This is a genomic window from Pseudacidovorax sp. NFM-22 (genome assembly GCF_021401245.1).
Classification (GTDB): domain Bacteria; phylum Pseudomonadota; class Gammaproteobacteria; order Burkholderiales; family Burkholderiaceae_C; genus Xenophilus.
The window spans coordinates 1-16,391 of record NZ_JACBFY010000011.1 but is presented as its reverse complement, the minus strand read 5'-3'; the positions used below and the strand labels follow the sequence as shown (position 1 = coordinate 16,391).

Below are 16,391 nucleotides of genomic sequence, written 5' to 3'. Positions count from 1 at the left end.
CCCCGGGCCGGGAAGGGGGTGGCATCGCACCGATTCCGGGCATGCCGCAGGCGGCGCGGACAATCGCCGCATGCAGATTCAGGAAAAGCCGCCCTTCGACACGCCCTTCGAGTGGATCGGCGGCGAAGACAAGATCCGCGCCATGGTCGAGCGCTTCTACGACCTGATGGAGCTGGAGCCGAAATACGCCGACCTCCGCGCCGCCCACGGTCCCAGCCTGGACAACGCGCGCGAGCGGCTGGCCTGGTTCCTCACGGGCTGGATGGGCGGGCCGCAGCACTACACCGAGCGCTTCGGCCATCCGCGTCTGCGGGCGCGGCACATGCCCTTTCCCATCGGCATCAAGGAACGCGACCAGTGGCTGGCCTGCATGGACCAGGCCATGGGCGAGACGGGCGTGCCCGAGGCGCTGCGGGCGCGGCTGCGCGATTCCTTCTTCCAGACGGCGGACTGGATGCGCAACAAGGGCGTGTGAGCGGCCCCGCCTTCCTTCAGCGCCCGGCGGGCGCCAGCAGCACCACCAGCGCGCCGGCGCCGCCTTCGGCCGGCTTGGCCTGCACGAAGGCCAGCACTTCCTTCTTCTGGATCAGCCAGCGCTGCGCCTTGGTCTTGAGCACCGGCTGCTTGCCGGGCGAGCCCAGGCCCTTGCCGTGCACCACGCGCACGCAGCGCACGCCGTGGCGGTGGGCCTCGCGGATGAAGCCGCCCAGGGCCTCGCGCGCCTCGTCGCTGCGCAGGCCGTGCAGGTCCAGCTGGCGCTGGATGGACCAGTCGCCCGAGCGCAGCCGGCGCGTCACGTCCAGGCCCACGCCGGGGCGGCGGAAGCTCATCTGGTCGTCGGCGTCCAGCAGCGTCGTCACGTCGAACTCGTCGCTGATCGCTTCGCGCAGCGCCTTGGCCTCGTCCAGGTGGAACTGCGTGGCCACCGGCGCCGGCCGCTCCTTGGCCAGCACGACCATGGGCTTGTGCTTGAGGGGCTTGGTGGCGCCCGTGTCGGCGCCGATGGCGCGGGCAAAGAGGTTCTGGCGCGCCTGGCGCTGCTCTTCCAGCTGCTTCTGGCGCAGGGCCTCGGCCGCCTCGCGCGCGCGGTCCTCGGCCAGCTGGCGCTGGACCTGCTTGAGGTCGGCCAAGCTCTTGAGGGCCGGGGTCTTGGAGGGCATCGGGGCAGTGTCTCACGGGCCCGCGGCAGGGGCGCCGCGGATCACACGAGTCCCTGCTGCGCCATCGACAGGAAGCGGCCCGGGCCCACGATCACATGGTCCAGCACGCGGATGTCCAGCAGGGCCAGCGCCGCCTTGAGCGCGTCGGTGAGCTGCTGGTCGGCCCGCGAGGGCTGCACGTCGCCGCTGGGATGGTTGTGGGCCAGCACGACGGCCGCGGCGCCATGGTGCAGGGCGCGCTGCACCACCTCGCGCGGGTAGACGCTGGTCTGCGACAGCGTGCCGCGGAACAGCTCCTCCATGGCCAGCAGGTGGTGCCGCGTGTCGAGGAAGAGCACCGCAAACACCTCGTGCGGCTTGTGGGCCAGGTGTAGCTGCAGGTACTCGGCCACCGCATCGGGCGTCTCGAAGGCGGGGCGCTCGGCCAGGCGCTGGGCCATGGCGCGGCGGGCCAGTTCCATCACCGCCAGCAGCTCGGCCCGCTTGGCCGTGCCGCCCAGGCCGCGGATCTGGCGCAGCGCCTCACCATCGGCATGCAGCAGTCCGGCGATGCCGCCGCAGGCATCGAGCACGTCCTGCGCCAGCTGCAGCACATGCCGGCCCGCGAGGCCGGTGCGCAGCAGCAGCGCCAGCAGTTCGGTGTCGCTCAGCGCGGCGGGGCCGCGCGCGAGCAGCTTCTCCCGCGGGCGCGCGTCGGCCGGCAGGTCGTGGAATGCCATGTGGATCCTCCCCGGGGGCTGTGGCGTCGACGGCCCCACGGCACGGCGGCCCAACCCCCTCCTTTAAACTCGCGGGCCAGTTTATCGGGGGCCTCCCTTGTCTTCGTCCACCCAAATCCCCGTGGTGCAGCCCGGCTCCTTCCTCACGCTGCACTACCGTCTGGCCGGCCCGGCCGGCGACATCATCAACACCTTCAACGACAAGCCTGCCACGCTGTCGCTGGGCGCGGGCGAACTCTCGCCCGCCGTCGAGCAGCGCCTGCTGGGCCTGGAAGAGGGCACGCACACCACCTTCGAGCTGCCGGCCGGCGAGGCCTTCGGCGAGCGCAACGCCGAGATGCAGCAGTGGGTGGCGCGCACGCTGCTCGCGCAGCTGGGCGACCCCGACGAGCAGTACGCCGTCGGCGACGTGGTGCAGTTCCCCACGCCCGATGGCGCCGGCAGTTATGCCGGGGCCGTCGTCGCGCTGTCGGACAGCGCGGTGCAGTTCGACTTCAACCATCCATTGGCGGGCCAGCCGGTGACCTTCGAGGTGCGCCTGATCGGCGTCCTGTGATGGCGACGAGCACCGCCCTGAGCGAAGTCCTGCTGGCCGAGCCGCGCGGCTTCTGCGCCGGCGTGGACCGGGCCATCGAGATCGTGGAACGGGCGCTGGCCAAGTTCGGCGCGCCCATCTACGTGCGCCACGAGATCGTGCACAACACCTACGTGGTGAACGAGCTCAAGGCCAAGGGCGCGATCTTCATCGAGGAACTCGACGAGGTGCCGCCCGGCGCCACGCTGGTCTTCAGCGCCCACGGCGTGAGCAAGGCGGTGGAGAACGAGGCGCGTGCGCGCGGCTTCTCGATCTTCGATGCCACCTGCCCGCTGGTGACCAAGGTGCACGTCGAGGTCGCCAAGCTGGCCAGGGAAGGCTACGAGTTCATCATGATCGGCCACAAGGGGCATCCCGAGGTCGAGGGCACGATGGGCCAGCTCTCCAGCGGCATCCACCTGGTCGAGGACGTCGAGGACGTGGCCCAGGTGCAGCCCGGCCAGACCGACAAGCTGGCCGTCGTCACGCAGACCACGCTGAGCGTGGACGATGCCGCCGAGATCGCCGCCGCCGTGCGGGCGCGCTTTCCCAAGGCGCGCGAGCCCAAGCAGCAGGACATCTGCTACGCCACGCAGAACCGGCAGGACGCGGTCAAGCTGCTGTCGCCGCAGGTCGATGTGGTGATCGTGGTGGGCAGCCCCACCAGCTCCAACAGCAACCGCCTGCGCGAGCTGGCCGAACGGCTGGGGACGCCGGCCTACATGGTCGACTCGGCCGCCGAGCTACAACCGGCCTGGTTCGAGGGTCGCAGCCGGGTGGGCCTGACGGCCGGCGCCTCCGCGCCCGAGGTGCTCGTGGCCGAGGTCATCGAGCGCATCAAGTCGCTGGGGGCGGTGTCGGTGCGCAGCCTGCCGGGCGTGGAGGAGCATCTCAAGTTCCCCTTGCCCAAGGGCCTCAAGCTGGACGACCAGCCGCCGTTGCAGCACATCTCCTGATCCTTCCCGGACGCCCATGCACGCGCGCCACGATGCGTTGTGCAAAGCCTCCCACCCGCCGGCCGCACGATGCGGCCGGTGCCACTTCCGAGCCACGCATGACGACTTCGACTTCCTCTTCCGACGGTTCGCACGATTCCCGGGGCTGGCGCGCCGACATCGAAGCCGCCGCCCGCCGCCTGCAGCAGGACGGCCGCGGCTTCGTGCGCGAGACGCCGCTGTGGCGCCTGCCGGCCGCTGCGCTGGGCCTGGGCGCGCCCGGCGCCGAGGTCTGGCTCAAGCTGGAGCATCTGCAGTCCGGCGGCAGCTTCAAGGCCCGCGGCATGATGAACCGGCTGCTGGCCAACCCCATTCCGGCAGCGGGCGTGGTGGTCGCCTCTGGCGGCAATGCCGGCATCGCCACCGCGGGCGCCGCGCGGGCGCTGGGCGTGCCCTGCGAAGTCTTCCTGCCCGGCGTCTCGCCCGAGGCCAAGCGCCAGAAGTTGCGCGACCTGGGTGCGACCGTCAACGTGGTCGGCGAGCTGTATGTCGATGCGCTCGAAGCCTGCCTGGCGCGCCAGCAGGCCACCGGCGCGCTGCTGACCCATGCCTACGACCAGCCCGAGGTGGTGGCCGGCGCCGGCACGCTGGGCCGCGAGATCGAGGCCCAGGCCGGCGGCGTACCCGACGCGGTGCTGGTCAGCGTGGGCGGCGGCGGCCTCATCGGTGGCCTGGCCGGCTGGTTCGAGCGCCGCACGCGCGTCATCGCGCTGGAGCCCGAGGGCTCGCCCACGCTCTACCGCGCCCGCGAGGCCGGCGAGCCGGTCGATGTGGCCGTGGGCGGCCTGGCCGCCGATTCGCTGGGCGCGCGCCGCATCGGCGACATCGCGTGGCAGATTGCGCAACAGCACGTGCCCGAGGCGCTGCTGCTGACCGAGTCCGCCATCCGCGACGCCCAACAGTGGTTGTGGAAGGAAATGAAGCTGGCCGTCGAGGCCGCCGCGGCGCTGCCGCTGGCCGCGCTGCACAGCGGCGCCGTGCGACTGCAGCCCGGCCAGCGCGTGTGCCTGATCGTCTGCGGCGCCAACGTCGATCCGGCGACGGTCGCCTGAGCCTGGCGCGCGCCTCATGAGCCTGCCCGCCTGGCGACTGCTTCTGCGCCGCACGGCGCGGCGCATCTGGTTCCGCTCCGTGGTTTTCAGCCTGGTGGCCGTGCTGCTGGCGGTGGCAGCGCGCTACCTGGCGCCATGGCTGCCCGAGCATTTCGAGGGCAACATCGGTCAGGACTCGGTGGGCGGCATCCTGCAGATCCTGGCCTCGTCGATGCTGGCGGTGACCACCTTCTCGCTCACGGCCATGGTGTCGGCCTATTCGTCGGCGACCACGCTGGCCACGCCGCGCGCCACGCAACTGCTCATCCAGGACCCGACCTCGCAGAACGCGCTCTCGACCTTCCTGGGCGCCTTCCTGTTCTCCATCGTCGGCATCATTGCCTTGTCGACCGGCTTCTATGGCGACCGGGGGCGGGTGATCCTGTTCGTCGGCACGCTGGCCGTGGTGGCGCTGATCGTGTTCACGCTGCTGCGCTGGATCGCGCATCTCACGGCCTTCGGCCGCATGTCGGACGTGATCGACCGCGTGGAGCGTGCGGCCGTCGCCTCGGTGCGCGAATGGCGCGAGGCGCCGCATCTGGGCGGTCAGCCGGCCGTGCCGGTGCCGTCCGGCACCTGGGCCGCCTTCGGAGAGCGCACCGGCTACGCCACGCATGTGGATGTGGGCGCGCTGCAGCGTATTGCCGAGCAGTCCGGTCTGCGTGTGCATGTGGCCGTGCTGCCGGGCGCGCTGGTGCATCCGCAGCGGCCGCTGCTCTGGGCGCAGGGACAGGTTGACGATGAATGCCGCGCGGCGCTCGCCCGGGCCTTCACCGTCGAGCGGCACCGCAGCTTCGACCACGACCCCCGCCTGGGCCTCGTCGCCCTGGCCGAGATCGGCAGCCGCGCGCTGTCGGCGGCGGTCAACGACGCCGGCACCGCCATCGAGGTGATCGACGCGCAGCACCGTGTGTTCCGGGCCTGGTTCGAGTGCTCCGAGCAGGCATCGCCCGCCGCCGCCGAATGCGACCGCGTCTTCGTGCCGCTGCCCGTCATCGCCGACCTGCTGGAAGATGCCTTCCGCCCGCTGGCGCGCGACGGCACCGGCGCCATCGAGATATCGATCCGCCTGCAGAAGACGCTGGCGGCCCTGGCCGAGGCCGCGCCGGCTCATGCCGAAGCCATCGAGGCCATGGCCCGCCAGGCCTTCGACCGGGCGAGCGCCGCCATTGCCAGCGACGCCGACCGCGATGCGCTGACGCAGGCCACGCAGGGCCGTTTCCTACAATGAGCCGATGCTCGACATCACTCTCCTGCGCAAGGACCTGCCTTCGGTCGTCGCGCGCCTCGAATCCCGCAAGAAGAACCAGCCCTACCTCGACGTCGCGCGCTTTTCCGCCCTGGAAGCCGAGCGCAAGCAACTGCAGACGCGCACCGAGGAGATCCAGGCCCGCCGCAACGCGCTGAACAAGCAGATCGGTCCGCTCAAGGCCAAGGGCGAGTCGGTCGATGCGCTGATGGCCGAGGTCAACGCGCTCAAGGCCGAGCAGGAATCGTCCGCCGTCCGTCTCGAGGCGCTGCAGCCCGAGCTGCAGGCCCTGCTGCTGGCCGTGCCCAACCTGCCGCACGACAGCGTGCCGCAGGGCGAGGACGAAGCCGGCAACGTCGAAGTGCGCCGATGGAGCCCGCAGGGCGGGGAGGGCGGCAACCCGGCCGAGTTGGGTTTTGCAGCCAGCGACCATGTGGCACTGGGCGAACCGCTGGGCCTGGACTTCGAGATGGGCGTCAAGCTCGCCGGCTCGCGCTTCACCGTCATGAAGGGCGCCATCGCCCGCCTGCACCGCGCGCTGGCGCAGTTCATGATCGACCTGCAGACGCAGCAGCACGGCTACACCGAGTGCTACGTGCCCTACATCGTCAACGGCGAGACGTTGCGTGGTACGGGCCAACTGCCCAAGTTCGAGGGCGACCTCTTCGCCGCCAAGAAGGGCGGGCAGGACGGCGAGCCGGTGCCCGACCTGTCGGCGCTCTACCTCATTCCCACCAGCGAGGTGCCGCTGACCAACTTCGTGCGCGACACCGTCGTGCCCGAATCGCAACTGCCCATCCGCCTGACTGCTCACACGCCGTGCTTTCGCTCCGAGGCGGGCAGCGCCGGCCGCGACACGCGCGGCATGATCCGCCAGCACCAGTTCGACAAGGTCGAGATGGTGCAGATCGTGCACCCCGAGAAGAGCTACGAGGCCCTGGAAGAAATGACCCGCCATGCCGAGGCGGTGCTGCAGGCGCTGGAGCTGCCCTACCGCGTGGTGCTGCTGTGCACCGGCGACATGGGCTTCGGCTCGTCCAAGACCTACGACCTGGAAGTGTGGATTCCGGCGCAGGACACCTACCGCGAGATCAGCTCGGTCTCCAACTGCGAGGCCTTCCAGGCGCGCCGGCTGCAGGCCCGCTTCAAGAACGCGCAGGGCAAAAACGAACTGCTGCACACCCTGAACGGCTCCGGCCTGGCCGTGGGCCGTGCGCTGGTCGCGGTGCTGGAGAACCACCAGCAGGCCGACGGCAGCATCGCCATCCCCAAGGCCCTGCGCCCCTACTTGGGCAACCAGGCCGTGCTGCGTGCCTGATCGATTCGTCGGCGGCCGCTTCCCAGCGGGCCAAAAGCCTGGCTATAATGCAAGGCTTCGACTGAATCGCACAGCTTGTGGAGAGGTGGCAGAGTGGTCGAATGTACCTGACTCGAAATCAGGCGTACGGTTTCCCCGTACCGTGGGTTCGAATCCCACCCTCTCCGCCAGTCACCGTCCATGACGGTTCCAGAAAGCCCGGTAGCGCACTGCTCACCGGGCTTTTTCATTGGGTCTTCGACGTCATCCTGGTTTGCTCTCCATTCCTAAAGCTGGGGTGGGGTGCTGTTCCCACCCCGGTCGTGGCTGTCAGGGTGTGGTCTGCGACGGTCGCGCACAAAATCCGGGCATGACCTCCCAGGACGCCCGTACTCAAGAGATCGAACGCCTCCAGCGCGCCCGCGCCCGGTGGCGCCATGTGGGCGACGCCCGCCCTCCGTTCGCCCAGACGCCAGCCCCGGGCCAGGAATCGGTCTGGGACTACCCGCGCCCGCCGCGCATCGAGGCGGACTCGCGCGAGATCGTGGTGTGCTGCGGCGATATGGAGATCGCGCGGACCCGCAATGCGCTGCGGCTGCTCGAAACCGCCAGCCCGCCCACTTTCTACCTGCCGCGTGTCGATGTGCGGCCCGGTGCGCTGGTGCCGGCCGCAGGCACGTCGTATTGCGAATGGAAGGGCGAGGCGCGCTACCTCACGGTCGTTGCAGGCGCCCACCGGTTTGACGCTGCGGCGTGGTTCTATCCAGAGCTGGAGCCGACCTACGCGGCACTGCGCGACCACGTCGCGTTCTATCCGCACCAGCTCGCCTGCTGGGTCGATGGCGTTCGCGTGGTGCCGCAGCCTGGTCGCTTCTATGCGGGCTGGATCACGCCCGAGGTCGTGGGTCCCTTCAAGGGCGAGTCCGGTTCGGCCGGTTGGTGACGCGCAGACGGCCGCGGCGTCGCCGTCAGCGCGAAGGCCGCTGGTATCCCAACTTCACCGGCAGGGCTTGCTGCGTCTGCGCGAACTGCTCGAGAAAGATGCCCGGCTCGATCTGTGCCTGTAGGCCGTGATAGCCGCTTTGCAAACCCAACACCGCATCGTCATGACCGAAGCTTCTACTGCCAATGTTGACGCATCCATCCAGAGCGATCCTCGTCTCGCCACCGTGCGTCAGCGGATGCAGCGCATGGAAGGCTATCTTCAACAAGATCCCGACAACAACGAGCTTCTCATCGCGAGCTTCGAAGCGTCCTTGGCATGCGGTGAGTGGGAAAAGGCCAAGGCGCACCTTCGCCATGCACAGGGGCTAGGTGCCGACACACTCGGCTGGCGGCTGCGTGAAGGTGACTTTTGGCTGGCCCAGCAGCGCTATGACGAAGCGCAGGCGGTCCTTGAGGCGCTCGTGGCCACGCCCAATCCACCCGATGGCTTTCTTGACGTCCTGACGCATAACCTCGCCTTTGTGGATTTGCGTCGAGGCGCAAGCGGACTCAGCGTTCAGCGACTTGCCCGCATGTTGGAGTCTCCTGTGCAAAGGGGCGTCCTATCCTCATCTGCCAAGGGGGAACGTCCACCTGTTGCCTCGCGGGCGCTTCAGCAACTCTGGTTGCGTGCTCTCCATCAGGACGCACAACTCGACCGGGCGATGGAGTGGGCCTTGGATTTGGACCGCAGCGGATCGCTGGACCCGCAAGTTGCGGGGGTGGGCAGTCTGATTGCCATCGACGCTTCCGAGTTCGGTACAGCGCAACGATGGGCCGATCTGAGTCATAAAAATGGCGATCCCGCCGAGCATCCGCCCGAAGCGTCGCTCGCATGTGCATCGCTGGCGCTTGCCCGCCAAGACGCGGCAGCGGCCGGCCGGTTTGCCGATGCGGCTTTGCAGCGCCAACCCGGCGATGGTCGGGCTTGGTCCACACGCGGGTTTGCTTGGTTGCTTGCTGGCGAGCTGGAGCAAGCGTTTCAGGCCTTCAACAAGGCGCTTTTCGTCATGGGCCAGCACGTTGGCACTTGGCATGGCTTGGCATGGACACAAATCTCTCAGGGCGACTTGATTGGCGCAGAGCAAAGCTTTCAGTCGGCGCTTCGGCTGGATCGCAATTTCGCGGAAAGCCACGGGGGGTTGGCAGTGGCGCTTGCCATGCAATCACGCCAACGTGAAGCCAGCGAGCACGCCGAGATCGCGGCGCGCCTGGATCGCACCAATGCGTCCGGACGCTATGCCCAGGCGCTATTGAGTGGGGAAGTGAAAGATCTCAGTGACGTCCAGCGCTTTGCCCGTCGCGTGCTGGGAGGCGTAGCAACGCGGCCGCAGAGTGGGTCGCGAGGATAGTGCTGGATTTTCTTAGGAGCTACTCCGAGGCTGTTCGGGCCGAGGCTAGCGATGGGATGCATCGACGAGAACGTGGAGCCGCACCCACGGCAGGGCCCAGATCGCCAGTGCCACGGCCACTCCGACCCACAGCAGCACGATCACCACCGCCGCCACCCGGCTGCGTGGCCGGTCGCGGCGCGCGTCCATCCAGGTCCGCGCGTTGTCGCGCGAATCGGCCAGCACCTGCGGCGGCAGCAGCCGAAGCGTGAGCCAGATCAGCCCTGGCAGCAGGATCACGTCGTCCACGAAGCCCAGCACCGGGATGAAGTCCGGGATCAGGTCGACGGGGCTGAGCGCATAGGCCACGACGAAGGCGCCCAGCGCCTTGGCATGCCAGGGCGTCTGCGGATGGCGGCGGGCGAACCAGAGGGCGAGCACGTCGCGCTTGAGCTGGCGGGCCCAGCGGCGCAGGGCGTCAATGAAGGACACGGCATCGAGGCAAGGAATGGCGGCGGCCGTGACTATAGGCAGCCATGGGCCCGCTGCGGGCAGAGGCTCGCCATCGGCGCATCAGCTCGCGGCCACCGCCCTCAACCCATCGGCAGCAACGACAGGTCGAACACCCGCTCCACCAGCCACACCAGCGCCAGGATCGCCGCCAGCACCGATCCACCGCGCAGCACCACGGGCACATAGCCCCGCCAGCGCCGCAGGCCCAGCAGCACCAGCATGGCGCTGCCCACGACCAGCAGCTGCCCCGCCTCGACGCCCAGGTTGAACTGCAGCAGGGCGCTGGCGAAGGCCCGGGTGGGCAGGTCCAGCTCGGCCAGGGCCCCCGCGAAGCCGAAGCCATGGATCAGCCCGAAGCCGAAGCTGAAGAAACGCCGGCGCGTGCCGAGCAGCGGTCGCAGGTTGTCCAGCGCCGCCAGCAGGATGGTGGCGGCGATGGCCGGTTCGACGATGCGCGGCGACAGGCTCACGACCTTGAGCGCCGCCAGTGCAAGCGTGAGCGAATGCGCCAGGGTGAACAGCGTGACCCAGCTCACGATGGGCCAGAGGGCATCGCGCCAGCGGCCCACCGGCGTCCAGCCCGCGGCACTGCGGCGCATCACTGCCGGCAGCAGCAGGCACAGCAGGAAGAGCAGGTGGTCGTAGCCGATCAGGATGTGGTGCAGGCCATCGGCGAAGAAGCCATGTCCGGCCGCGGGTGGCGGCGCCTCGTCGGAGGGCCAGCGCAGCTGCACCGGGCCACCGCCCGGGTCGAGCGAGCGAACGCTGGCGCTCGGGGCGGCCGTGTCGCTCGTCGCGCCGAGCCGCAGCAGGCCGCGGTGGGTGGGATCGACCTCGCGCAACAGCCGGTAGTCGATGGTCAGCAGGTCGGTGTCGGCGCAGTCGCTGTCGAAGCGCAGCGCCAGGTAGGCGCCGTCCACCCGCTCCTCGATGCCTTCGGCCGGGCCCGGCCGCAGGATGCAGCGGCCCTGCTGCAGCTGCAGCCGCGCGCTGGCGTAGGCCATGATGTCCGGCAGGCGTCTGCGCACCTCGCCCCATTGCAGGCGCTGGTCCTGGTCGGCGTCGAGGTCCAGGGCGGCGTCCAGGTCGCGCAGGGCGATGTCCCATCGGATGGCGAGCCGAGGCCCTTCCCGGGTGATCCACAGATAGGCGTCGCTGGACTTGTGCGCCAGTGCGGGCAGGGGGCACAGGAGCGTGGCCAGCGCCAGCAGCACCATGAGCAGCAGGGCACGCATGGCGCGGCGCCAGGGGTCAGAGCAGCGCATCGATCCGGGCATCCCGCAGGCCGATCTCGTCACGCACCCGGCGCGCCTCGGCGAGGGCGGCCGGGTCCCGCGCGGCGCGGGCGGCGCGTGCCAGCAGCAGCAGGTCCGTCGGCTCGCGCTGCAGGCCGATGTTCTGCCGCGCCAGCGCCAGGGACTGCTGCGCGTTGCCCTGCACGTCCAGGGCAAAGAGTGCCTGTTCGCGCGCATGGGCCGCAGCGCTTGCGGGTCGGAGGGCCTCCGCCGCAAAACGGTCGGCCAGTTCCTCCGCCGCCTCGCCGGGGCGACCCGACGTGCGCCGCTCGGCGATGGCCAGGCGCAGCAGCACCGGATCGCTGCGCGGCTCTGCACTCAGCAAGGGCGGCACTTCGCTGGCGCGGTCCTGCTGCAGCAGGAAGTCGGCATAGGCCAGCCGCAGATAGCCGTCGCGGCCGAGCAGCAGCGCTTCCCGGTAGGCGGCTTCGGCCGCGGCGGGCCGGGCGGCCAGCTGCTCGACCTCGGCCAGCGTGGTCCACAGCCATTGCCGCACGCCGGCCAGGCTGTCGGTCTGGAGCGGCGCGTCCTGCAGCAGCGTGCGCAGGGTGGCACGCGCCTCGTCATGGCGGCCGCGCAGCGCGGCGTTCTCGGCCAGGCAGGCGATGCCGTAGACGGCTGGTCCCGCCCGGCCCGTGGCCCGGCAGGCGGCGTCGGATTCGGCAAGCCGGCCCCGCACGCGCAGGAGGGTGGCCTGCGTCAGCCAGGCCTGCGCGTCGGCCGGGCGGCGGGCGAGGGCGGCTTTCAGCGACGCTTCGGCGCCGTCGAAGTCGTGGACGAACTGCTGGATGGTGGCCCGCATCACCAGGACTTCCGGCGGTGTCTGGGCTGCCGGCACGGCGTCCCAGGCGCGCAGCGCGGCCAGCGCCTGACCGGCATAGCGGGCATCGCCCTGCGTCCGCGCCAGGGTGAGGTAGGCCTGGGCGGCCTCGACCGCGGCGGCAGGGTCGCCGGCGCGTTCCTGCAGGCTCGCACGCAGCCGGCGCTTGGCTTTCGCGGCCCCCGGCCCGCCGGGCAGCGTCTCGACGACCTGGTCGTCGGACGCGGGCAGGCGCGGCGCCGCATGGACGGCCGCCAGCGCACTGCCGGCGACCGCCAGGCCCAGCGCCAGCGGGCGCCAGTGCGCGCCGTGGCGGCGGCGGGGCGGCCCGCCGCTCATGGTGTCGCGATCGGCTCGGCCGTCTCGGACGTGGGCGCCGGATCGAGCGCCGCCACGTCCGCGGGCTCGGCGCCATCCTGCTGGGTGCCGACCAGGGCGAGCACGTAGGCCAGGAACTGGTCGTAGGCGCTCGTCTGCGGTGCGGGGTTGGTGGGCGTGGGCGGGTTGCTGCTCCCCGTGCCGGGCGCCGTTGCCGGCACGAAGGCGAAGGAGCTGCCACCCCCACCGCCGCCGCAGCCCGCCAGGGCCGCGGCAGCCAGCAGGGCGCTCGCGAGATGCATGGACAGGCGGCTCATCGCGACGCCCTCACTGGCGCGCCAGGGTCGCGCCCGGCAGCGGTGTGTTGAGGTACGGGAAGGCGTCTGGGAACTGGGCCGGCGACTGCGCGGCGCCATCGGTCAGCGCCGCGCCGCCCGCGGGCGCATCCGAAGGCTTGCAGCCCACCTTGAGCGCGTCGTTGGCGCCGGTGGCCACGCACAGGGCGCCCATGGCCACGCGCAGTTCGGCGTCCACCACGTCGTCGCCGGGGCGGCGTCCGTTGGGAAAGCCCGCCGTGTCGCCGCCCAGCACGCCCAGGTTGCTCTGCTGCGCCTTGGGCGTCGGGGCGATGCCGGTGTTGAGCCTCAGCATCTCCGCCGCCTTGACGTTGGCCGGCTTGTTCAGGCCCTCCACGCCGGTGAGGAAGGCCGCGACCAGGTCGGTGCGCGGGAAGTTCGTGGGGGCTTGTGCGGGGAACAGCGTCTGCACCAGGGCCGGCAGCGTGGGGTTCGTCACGTAGTTGGCGAACTGGGCATCGTCCATCGGTTTCGAGCTGTTGAAGCGGTCCTTGTCCTTCAGGCCGATCACCACCTCGTTGACCAGCGGCATGCCCAGGCGCGAGACCTGGGCCCAGGCGCCGCCCTGGAGGGCGGTCGTGCCGTGGCCGCTCTTGGGCGGGCTGGCGATCAGCCGGCCCTGCCGCACGCTGGCGGTGGTCCAGCCGCCGACGATGGGCTGGCTCGCCGTCGTCACGCAGGCGATGGGCAGCTCCACCGCCATCGTCGTCACGTTCTTGGCCGCGAGCGCGTCGGCATTGGCATCGGGCGCACCCAGCGGGTTGAGGTTGACCAGGTCGAACACCTGGCCGAGCGCCACGCTGAACGGGTCCTTGCGCTGGCCCACGAACACGCGGCCGGGCGCGCTGCAGCCCGGGATGTTGACGGTGTAGATGTGCTGGTTGGCGTAGTTGGCATAGCCCGCGCCGGCACCGAAGGTCTTCTCGCCGATGTTGTCGGTCGGCTTGTCGAACTCGGTGGCGCCGCCAGGCCCGGTCACCGGCTGGACGCTGCCCTTGCGCCGGTCGCCGCGCACCACGCTCAGGGTGTAGGTCTCGCGCAGGTTGCTCGTGGCCTGGTTGGGCCCGGTGATGCCGCCGGCCTGGATCAGGGGGATGGAGACCTGCTTGCCGCCCACGGGCAGCTGGATGTCGCGCAGCGTGTTCTTGAAGCGGAACTGGAAGGTGAGGTCTTCCACCGCGTCGCCGTTGGTGTCCAGGTGGATCTCGTACAGGGCGTTCGGATCCATGCTGAAGTAGTTGGGCCCGCCGTAGGCGCTCTGGTCGGGCTGGTAGTTGGCGATCAGCGTCAGGTAGTCCTGCCGGCCGGCCTCGTAGCTGCGGAACATGTAGAAGTCGGTGGCGTCCAGCTTGGGCATGCCCGCGATCGACGGCGCCTCGCGGTGGCTGGACGCGTGGGCGCCCGCAATCAGCAGCGCGCCGGCGGCAAAGCCGAGCGCCTTGGCAGGGATGGACAGTCTCATCGGCGTGACCTCTGTAGGTGGAGTGATGGGCAGTGGGATTCGACCGATTTCGCATCGGTGGATCGGATACGGCACTGCGCATGCACTGGATGCAGAGGACGTGCGGGCCTCGGGTTTGCACCGAGAGGCGGCCTGTGCGGAAGACGGACTGCGAAAACGAAAAGGCCGCCAGCGATGGCGGCCTTTCATGCGGCGCGGGAGGGCGGCGGTCAGGTCGCTGGCGGTGTGCGGCTGCGGCCCGGCAGCAGCGGACGCTCCGCCCCCGCGGCCGTGGTGTCGGCCGCCGTGCCGACGGCGCGCTCCTCGATGGCGTCGAGGCGGTAGCCTATGCGGTAGATCGCCGACAGCAGATAGCCGTTGTGCGGCCGCAGGTCCAGCTTGTGGCGCAGGCGCGAGACATGGGTGTCCAGCGAGCGCGAGGTGGTCTCTGCGCCTGGGCCCACCACGGTGCCGCACAGGTGTTCGCGCGACAGCAGGCGGCCCAGGTTGCGGAACAGCAGCAGGGCCAGTTCGAATTCGCGGTTGGTGAGCGGCACCAGGGTGTTGCGCACCGTCAATTGCCGGCGGCGGGGCATGAAGGTGTAGACGCCGAAATGCAATTCGGCCTCGGTCAATTGCGGATAGGTGCGGCGCAGCAGGGCCTGCATGCGGGCGGCCAGTTCGCCGGTGCGCACCGGGCGGCACAGGTGGTCGTCCGCGCCGGCGCCCAGGCCTTCGACCATGTCGGCGTCGCTCTCGCCGGTGGTGATGAAGATGATGGGCACCGTGCTGGGCAGGCCGTTGCGGATCATTCGGATCAGCTCGGCCCCGGTCAGGTCGGGCAGGGTCCAGTCGATCACCAGCAGGTCGAAGCTGTGATGGCGCAGGGTGCGCAGGAGGTCCAGCCCGGTGGTGAAGCCGAAACACTCATGGCCTTCCTGGGTGATGGTCCGGTGCAGGAAATCCAGCGACGCCGGCTCGTCGTCCACAACTGCAATACGCATATCGCGCTCTCCTGAAATGGGTCGGTAATTCGATTTGGAGGGGAAGCGACGCCATTAGACAGGACAGAAAAGGTGTACTGTTAAATTTCGCGCCTATTGTTGAGAAGGCAAAAAGACCATTGAAGATGTTTGAATATCGTTGATAAATGAATGTAAATATTTGGGAGGAAAGCGGCAGGACCGCAATAAAAGGAAATCGGGGCGTCGGACGGGATCCATGGCCCCCGAGGCGTGGCGATGTCGTTACGGCGTTACGGGCGGCGACCCCGTAACAAGCGCGGGCGAATGCGCCGCGTGCGGGCGGAAGCGCCCGGGGGCATTGCAGGAAACTCCTTGTCTGACAAAGACTTGGGCTGCGGGGTCAATCGCGCGGTTGGCGGGTGGCGCGGGCGGCATGCATGTTGCCCCACAGGGTCATCTCCGTCGCACAACGAGGCCCTCCATGACGCTCCAGACTTCGACCTCCGCTTCCTCCGCCCTTTCGGCGTCCTCTGCTGGCGACAAGCCGGTGCTGATGGCCCAGGCTTCTGCCGCGCCTGTCGCTGCTTCCGCGACGGGCGGCGGTGCCGCGACGGCGGGCGTGGGCACCCTGTCCAACGCCACGCCCGGCGTCGCCGTGATCCGCGAGGGCGTGCGCCTGCCCGTCGAGGGCACGCAGGCGCTGCTGCCCGGCGACCGGGTGCTGGTTCCCGATGGCGGACAGGCGGCCGTGAATTTCCCCGGCGCGGGCGCCAACCAGGCGCCGCTGGTCGGCACCTTCACCGGTGGCACGGACGCCACCATCTCCGCGACGGCCTTGCCGGGCGGCCTGCAGCAGGTCGATGTGGACCTGGCTGCCGGCGACCTGGCCGTGGCGCCCGCCGGCGATGCCGAAGGCGCCGCGCTGGCGGTGAAGAAGACCCTGGCTGCCACGGGCGGACTGGGCCTGGCCGACTTCGCGCTGGCGGCTTTGGGCGGCGCGGCCCTGGTGGCCGCCGCCGACAGCGGGGGGGATGACGGGAGCGTGCTCCCGTTGCTCGTCCCGCAGCCGGGCGAGGATGGGGATGCAGATGCCGATGCGGACGCCGACGCCGATGCCGATGCCGATGCCGACGCCGATGCCGATGCCGATGCCGATGCCGATGCCGACGCCGATGCTGACGCGGACGCGGACGCGGACGCGGACGCGGATGCGGATGCGGACGCAGATGCGGATGCGGATGCGGATGCGGATGCCGACGCAGATGCCCTGCTCGACCCCACCG

The 16,391-nt window shown here is 70.1% G+C and carries 16 protein-coding genes, 1 tRNA gene and 1 pseudogene; 10 read left to right on the top strand and 8 right to left on the bottom strand.

The window, feature by feature from the left end:
• Positions 1 to 70: 70 nt before the first annotated feature.
• Positions 71 to 475, top strand: a complete 405-nt coding sequence (locus L0984_RS27615) for a group II truncated hemoglobin (RefSeq protein ID WP_234197609.1) — start codon at positions 71 to 73, stop codon at positions 473 to 475.
• A 16-nt stretch (positions 476 to 491) separates the two neighbouring features.
• On the opposite strand, the gene L0984_RS27610 is transcribed toward L0984_RS27615, so the two are convergent.
• The gene (locus tag L0984_RS27610) at positions 492 to 1,160 is read right to left on the bottom strand and encodes a Smr/MutS family protein (protein ID WP_234197608.1); all 669 of its coding nucleotides are present in this window, start codon (positions 1,158 to 1,160) and stop codon (positions 492 to 494) included.
• A gap of 41 nt (positions 1,161 to 1,201) precedes the next feature.
• The gene (radC, locus tag L0984_RS27605) at positions 1,202 to 1,879 is read right to left on the bottom strand and encodes a RadC family protein (protein ID WP_234197607.1); all 678 of its coding nucleotides are present in this window, start codon (positions 1,877 to 1,879) and stop codon (positions 1,202 to 1,204) included.
• Positions 1,880 to 1,976: 97 nt separating this feature from the next.
• Here radC and L0984_RS27600 point away from each other — a divergent pair, with 97 nt between their 5' ends.
• The 8 genes from L0984_RS27600 to L0984_RS27565 all read left to right on the top strand — a co-directional run bounded on the left by L0984_RS27600 (position 1,977) and on the right by L0984_RS27565 (position 9,421).
• The gene (locus L0984_RS27600; RefSeq protein WP_234197606.1) at positions 1,977 to 2,435 is read left to right on the top strand and encodes an FKBP-type peptidyl-prolyl cis-trans isomerase; all 459 of its coding nucleotides are present in this window, start codon (positions 1,977 to 1,979) and stop codon (positions 2,433 to 2,435) included.
• Positions 2,435 to 3,409, top strand: a complete 975-nt coding sequence (ispH, locus tag L0984_RS27595; protein ID WP_234197605.1) for a 4-hydroxy-3-methylbut-2-enyl diphosphate reductase — start codon at positions 2,435 to 2,437, stop codon at positions 3,407 to 3,409. The genes L0984_RS27600 and ispH overlap by 1 nt, the downstream gene beginning before the upstream one ends.
• Before the next feature lie 98 nt (positions 3,410 to 3,507).
• Complete coding sequence (locus L0984_RS27590; protein ID WP_234197604.1) at positions 3,508 to 4,500, top strand: threonine/serine dehydratase; 993 nt, start codon at positions 3,508 to 3,510, stop codon at positions 4,498 to 4,500.
• A 16-nt stretch (positions 4,501 to 4,516) separates the two neighbouring features.
• A complete protein-coding gene (locus L0984_RS27585) occupies positions 4,517 to 5,770 on the top strand; it encodes a DUF2254 domain-containing protein (RefSeq protein WP_234197602.1) in 1,254 nt (417 codons plus the stop codon).
• 4 nt (positions 5,771 to 5,774) lie between these two features.
• The gene (gene serS / locus L0984_RS27580; RefSeq protein ID WP_234197601.1) at positions 5,775 to 7,106 is read left to right on the top strand and encodes a serine--tRNA ligase; all 1,332 of its coding nucleotides are present in this window, start codon (positions 5,775 to 5,777) and stop codon (positions 7,104 to 7,106) included.
• A 79-nt stretch (positions 7,107 to 7,185) separates the two neighbouring features.
• A tRNA-Ser gene (locus tag L0984_RS27575) sits at positions 7,186 to 7,276 on the top strand.
• A gap of 179 nt (positions 7,277 to 7,455) precedes the next feature.
• Positions 7,456 to 8,028: a DUF427 domain-containing protein gene (locus L0984_RS27570; protein ID WP_234197599.1), complete on the top strand. Its 573-nt coding sequence runs from the start codon at positions 7,456 to 7,458 to the stop codon at positions 8,026 to 8,028.
• A gap of 163 nt (positions 8,029 to 8,191) precedes the next feature.
• Positions 8,192 to 9,421, top strand: a complete 1,230-nt coding sequence (locus tag L0984_RS27565) for a tetratricopeptide repeat protein (RefSeq protein ID WP_234197598.1) — start codon at positions 8,192 to 8,194, stop codon at positions 9,419 to 9,421.
• A 45-nt stretch (positions 9,422 to 9,466) separates the two neighbouring features.
• Here the strand turns inward: L0984_RS27565 and L0984_RS27560 are convergent, their stop codons facing one another.
• The 6 genes from L0984_RS27560 to L0984_RS27535 all read right to left on the bottom strand — a co-directional run bounded on the left by L0984_RS27560 (position 9,467) and on the right by L0984_RS27535 (position 15,147).
• Positions 9,467 to 9,892 (bottom strand): YkvA family protein, encoded by a 426-nt coding sequence (locus L0984_RS27560; protein ID WP_234197596.1) that lies wholly within the window; start codon positions 9,890 to 9,892, stop codon positions 9,467 to 9,469.
• 101 nt (positions 9,893 to 9,993) lie between these two features.
• The gene (locus tag L0984_RS27555; protein ID WP_234197595.1) at positions 9,994 to 11,148 is read right to left on the bottom strand and encodes a HupE/UreJ family protein; all 1,155 of its coding nucleotides are present in this window, start codon (positions 11,146 to 11,148) and stop codon (positions 9,994 to 9,996) included.
• A 16-nt stretch (positions 11,149 to 11,164) separates the two neighbouring features.
• Entirely contained in the window at positions 11,165 to 12,367 is a 1,203-nt protein-coding gene (locus L0984_RS27550; protein WP_234197594.1) for a hypothetical protein, read from the bottom strand.
• Positions 12,364 to 12,663 (bottom strand): hypothetical protein, encoded by a 300-nt coding sequence (locus L0984_RS27545; RefSeq protein ID WP_234197593.1) that lies wholly within the window; start codon positions 12,661 to 12,663, stop codon positions 12,364 to 12,366. Before L0984_RS27545 ends, L0984_RS27550 begins: the two co-directional genes overlap by 4 nt.
• A gap of 10 nt (positions 12,664 to 12,673) precedes the next feature.
• Positions 12,674 to 14,164 (bottom strand): DUF4331 domain-containing protein, encoded by a 1,491-nt coding sequence (locus tag L0984_RS27540; RefSeq protein WP_234197592.1) that lies wholly within the window; start codon positions 14,162 to 14,164, stop codon positions 12,674 to 12,676.
• Positions 14,165 to 14,373: 209 nt separating this feature from the next.
• Positions 14,374 to 15,147, bottom strand: coding sequence for a response regulator transcription factor (locus L0984_RS27535; protein ID WP_234197591.1), 774 nt, complete (start codon positions 15,145 to 15,147; stop codon positions 14,374 to 14,376).
• 442 nt (positions 15,148 to 15,589) lie between these two features.
• Here L0984_RS27535 and L0984_RS27530 point away from each other — a divergent pair.
• Positions 15,590 to 16,391: pseudogene (locus tag L0984_RS27530) on the top strand (hypothetical protein); the annotation flags it as partial.

What these genes read in the sequence shown, in the direction of transcription:
- L0984_RS27615 (WP_234197609.1), top strand. Translation starts at nt 71, where the DNA reads ATGCAGATTCAGGAAAAGCCGCCCTTCGACACGCCCTTCGAGTGGATC.
- L0984_RS27610 (WP_234197608.1), bottom strand. Translation starts at nt 1,160, where the DNA reads ATGCCCTCCAAGACCCCGGCCCTCAAGAGCTTGGCCGACCTCAAGCAG.
- radC (WP_234197607.1), bottom strand. Translation starts at nt 1,879, where the DNA reads ATGGCATTCCACGACCTGCCGGCCGACGCGCGCCCGCGGGAGAAGCTG.
- ispH (WP_234197605.1), top strand. Translation starts at nt 2,435, where the DNA reads ATGGCGACGAGCACCGCCCTGAGCGAAGTCCTGCTGGCCGAGCCGCGC.
- L0984_RS27590 (WP_234197604.1), top strand. Translation starts at nt 3,508, where the DNA reads ATGACGACTTCGACTTCCTCTTCCGACGGTTCGCACGATTCCCGGGGC.
- L0984_RS27585 (WP_234197602.1), top strand. Translation starts at nt 4,517, where the DNA reads ATGAGCCTGCCCGCCTGGCGACTGCTTCTGCGCCGCACGGCGCGGCGC.
- serS (WP_234197601.1), top strand. Translation starts at nt 5,775, where the DNA reads ATGCTCGACATCACTCTCCTGCGCAAGGACCTGCCTTCGGTCGTCGCG.
- L0984_RS27570 (WP_234197599.1), top strand. Translation starts at nt 7,456, where the DNA reads ATGACCTCCCAGGACGCCCGTACTCAAGAGATCGAACGCCTCCAGCGC.
- L0984_RS27565 (WP_234197598.1), top strand. Translation starts at nt 8,192, where the DNA reads ATGACCGAAGCTTCTACTGCCAATGTTGACGCATCCATCCAGAGCGAT.
- L0984_RS27555 (WP_234197595.1), bottom strand. Translation starts at nt 11,148, where the DNA reads ATGCGTGCCCTGCTGCTCATGGTGCTGCTGGCGCTGGCCACGCTCCTG.
- L0984_RS27550 (WP_234197594.1), bottom strand. Translation starts at nt 12,367, where the DNA reads ATGAGCGGCGGGCCGCCCCGCCGCCGCCACGGCGCGCACTGGCGCCCG.
- L0984_RS27545 (WP_234197593.1), bottom strand. Translation starts at nt 12,663, where the DNA reads ATGAGCCGCCTGTCCATGCATCTCGCGAGCGCCCTGCTGGCTGCCGCG.
- L0984_RS27540 (WP_234197592.1), bottom strand. Translation starts at nt 14,164, where the DNA reads ATGAGACTGTCCATCCCTGCCAAGGCGCTCGGCTTTGCCGCCGGCGCG.
- L0984_RS27535 (WP_234197591.1), bottom strand. Translation starts at nt 15,147, where the DNA reads ATGCGTATTGCAGTTGTGGACGACGAGCCGGCGTCGCTGGATTTCCTG.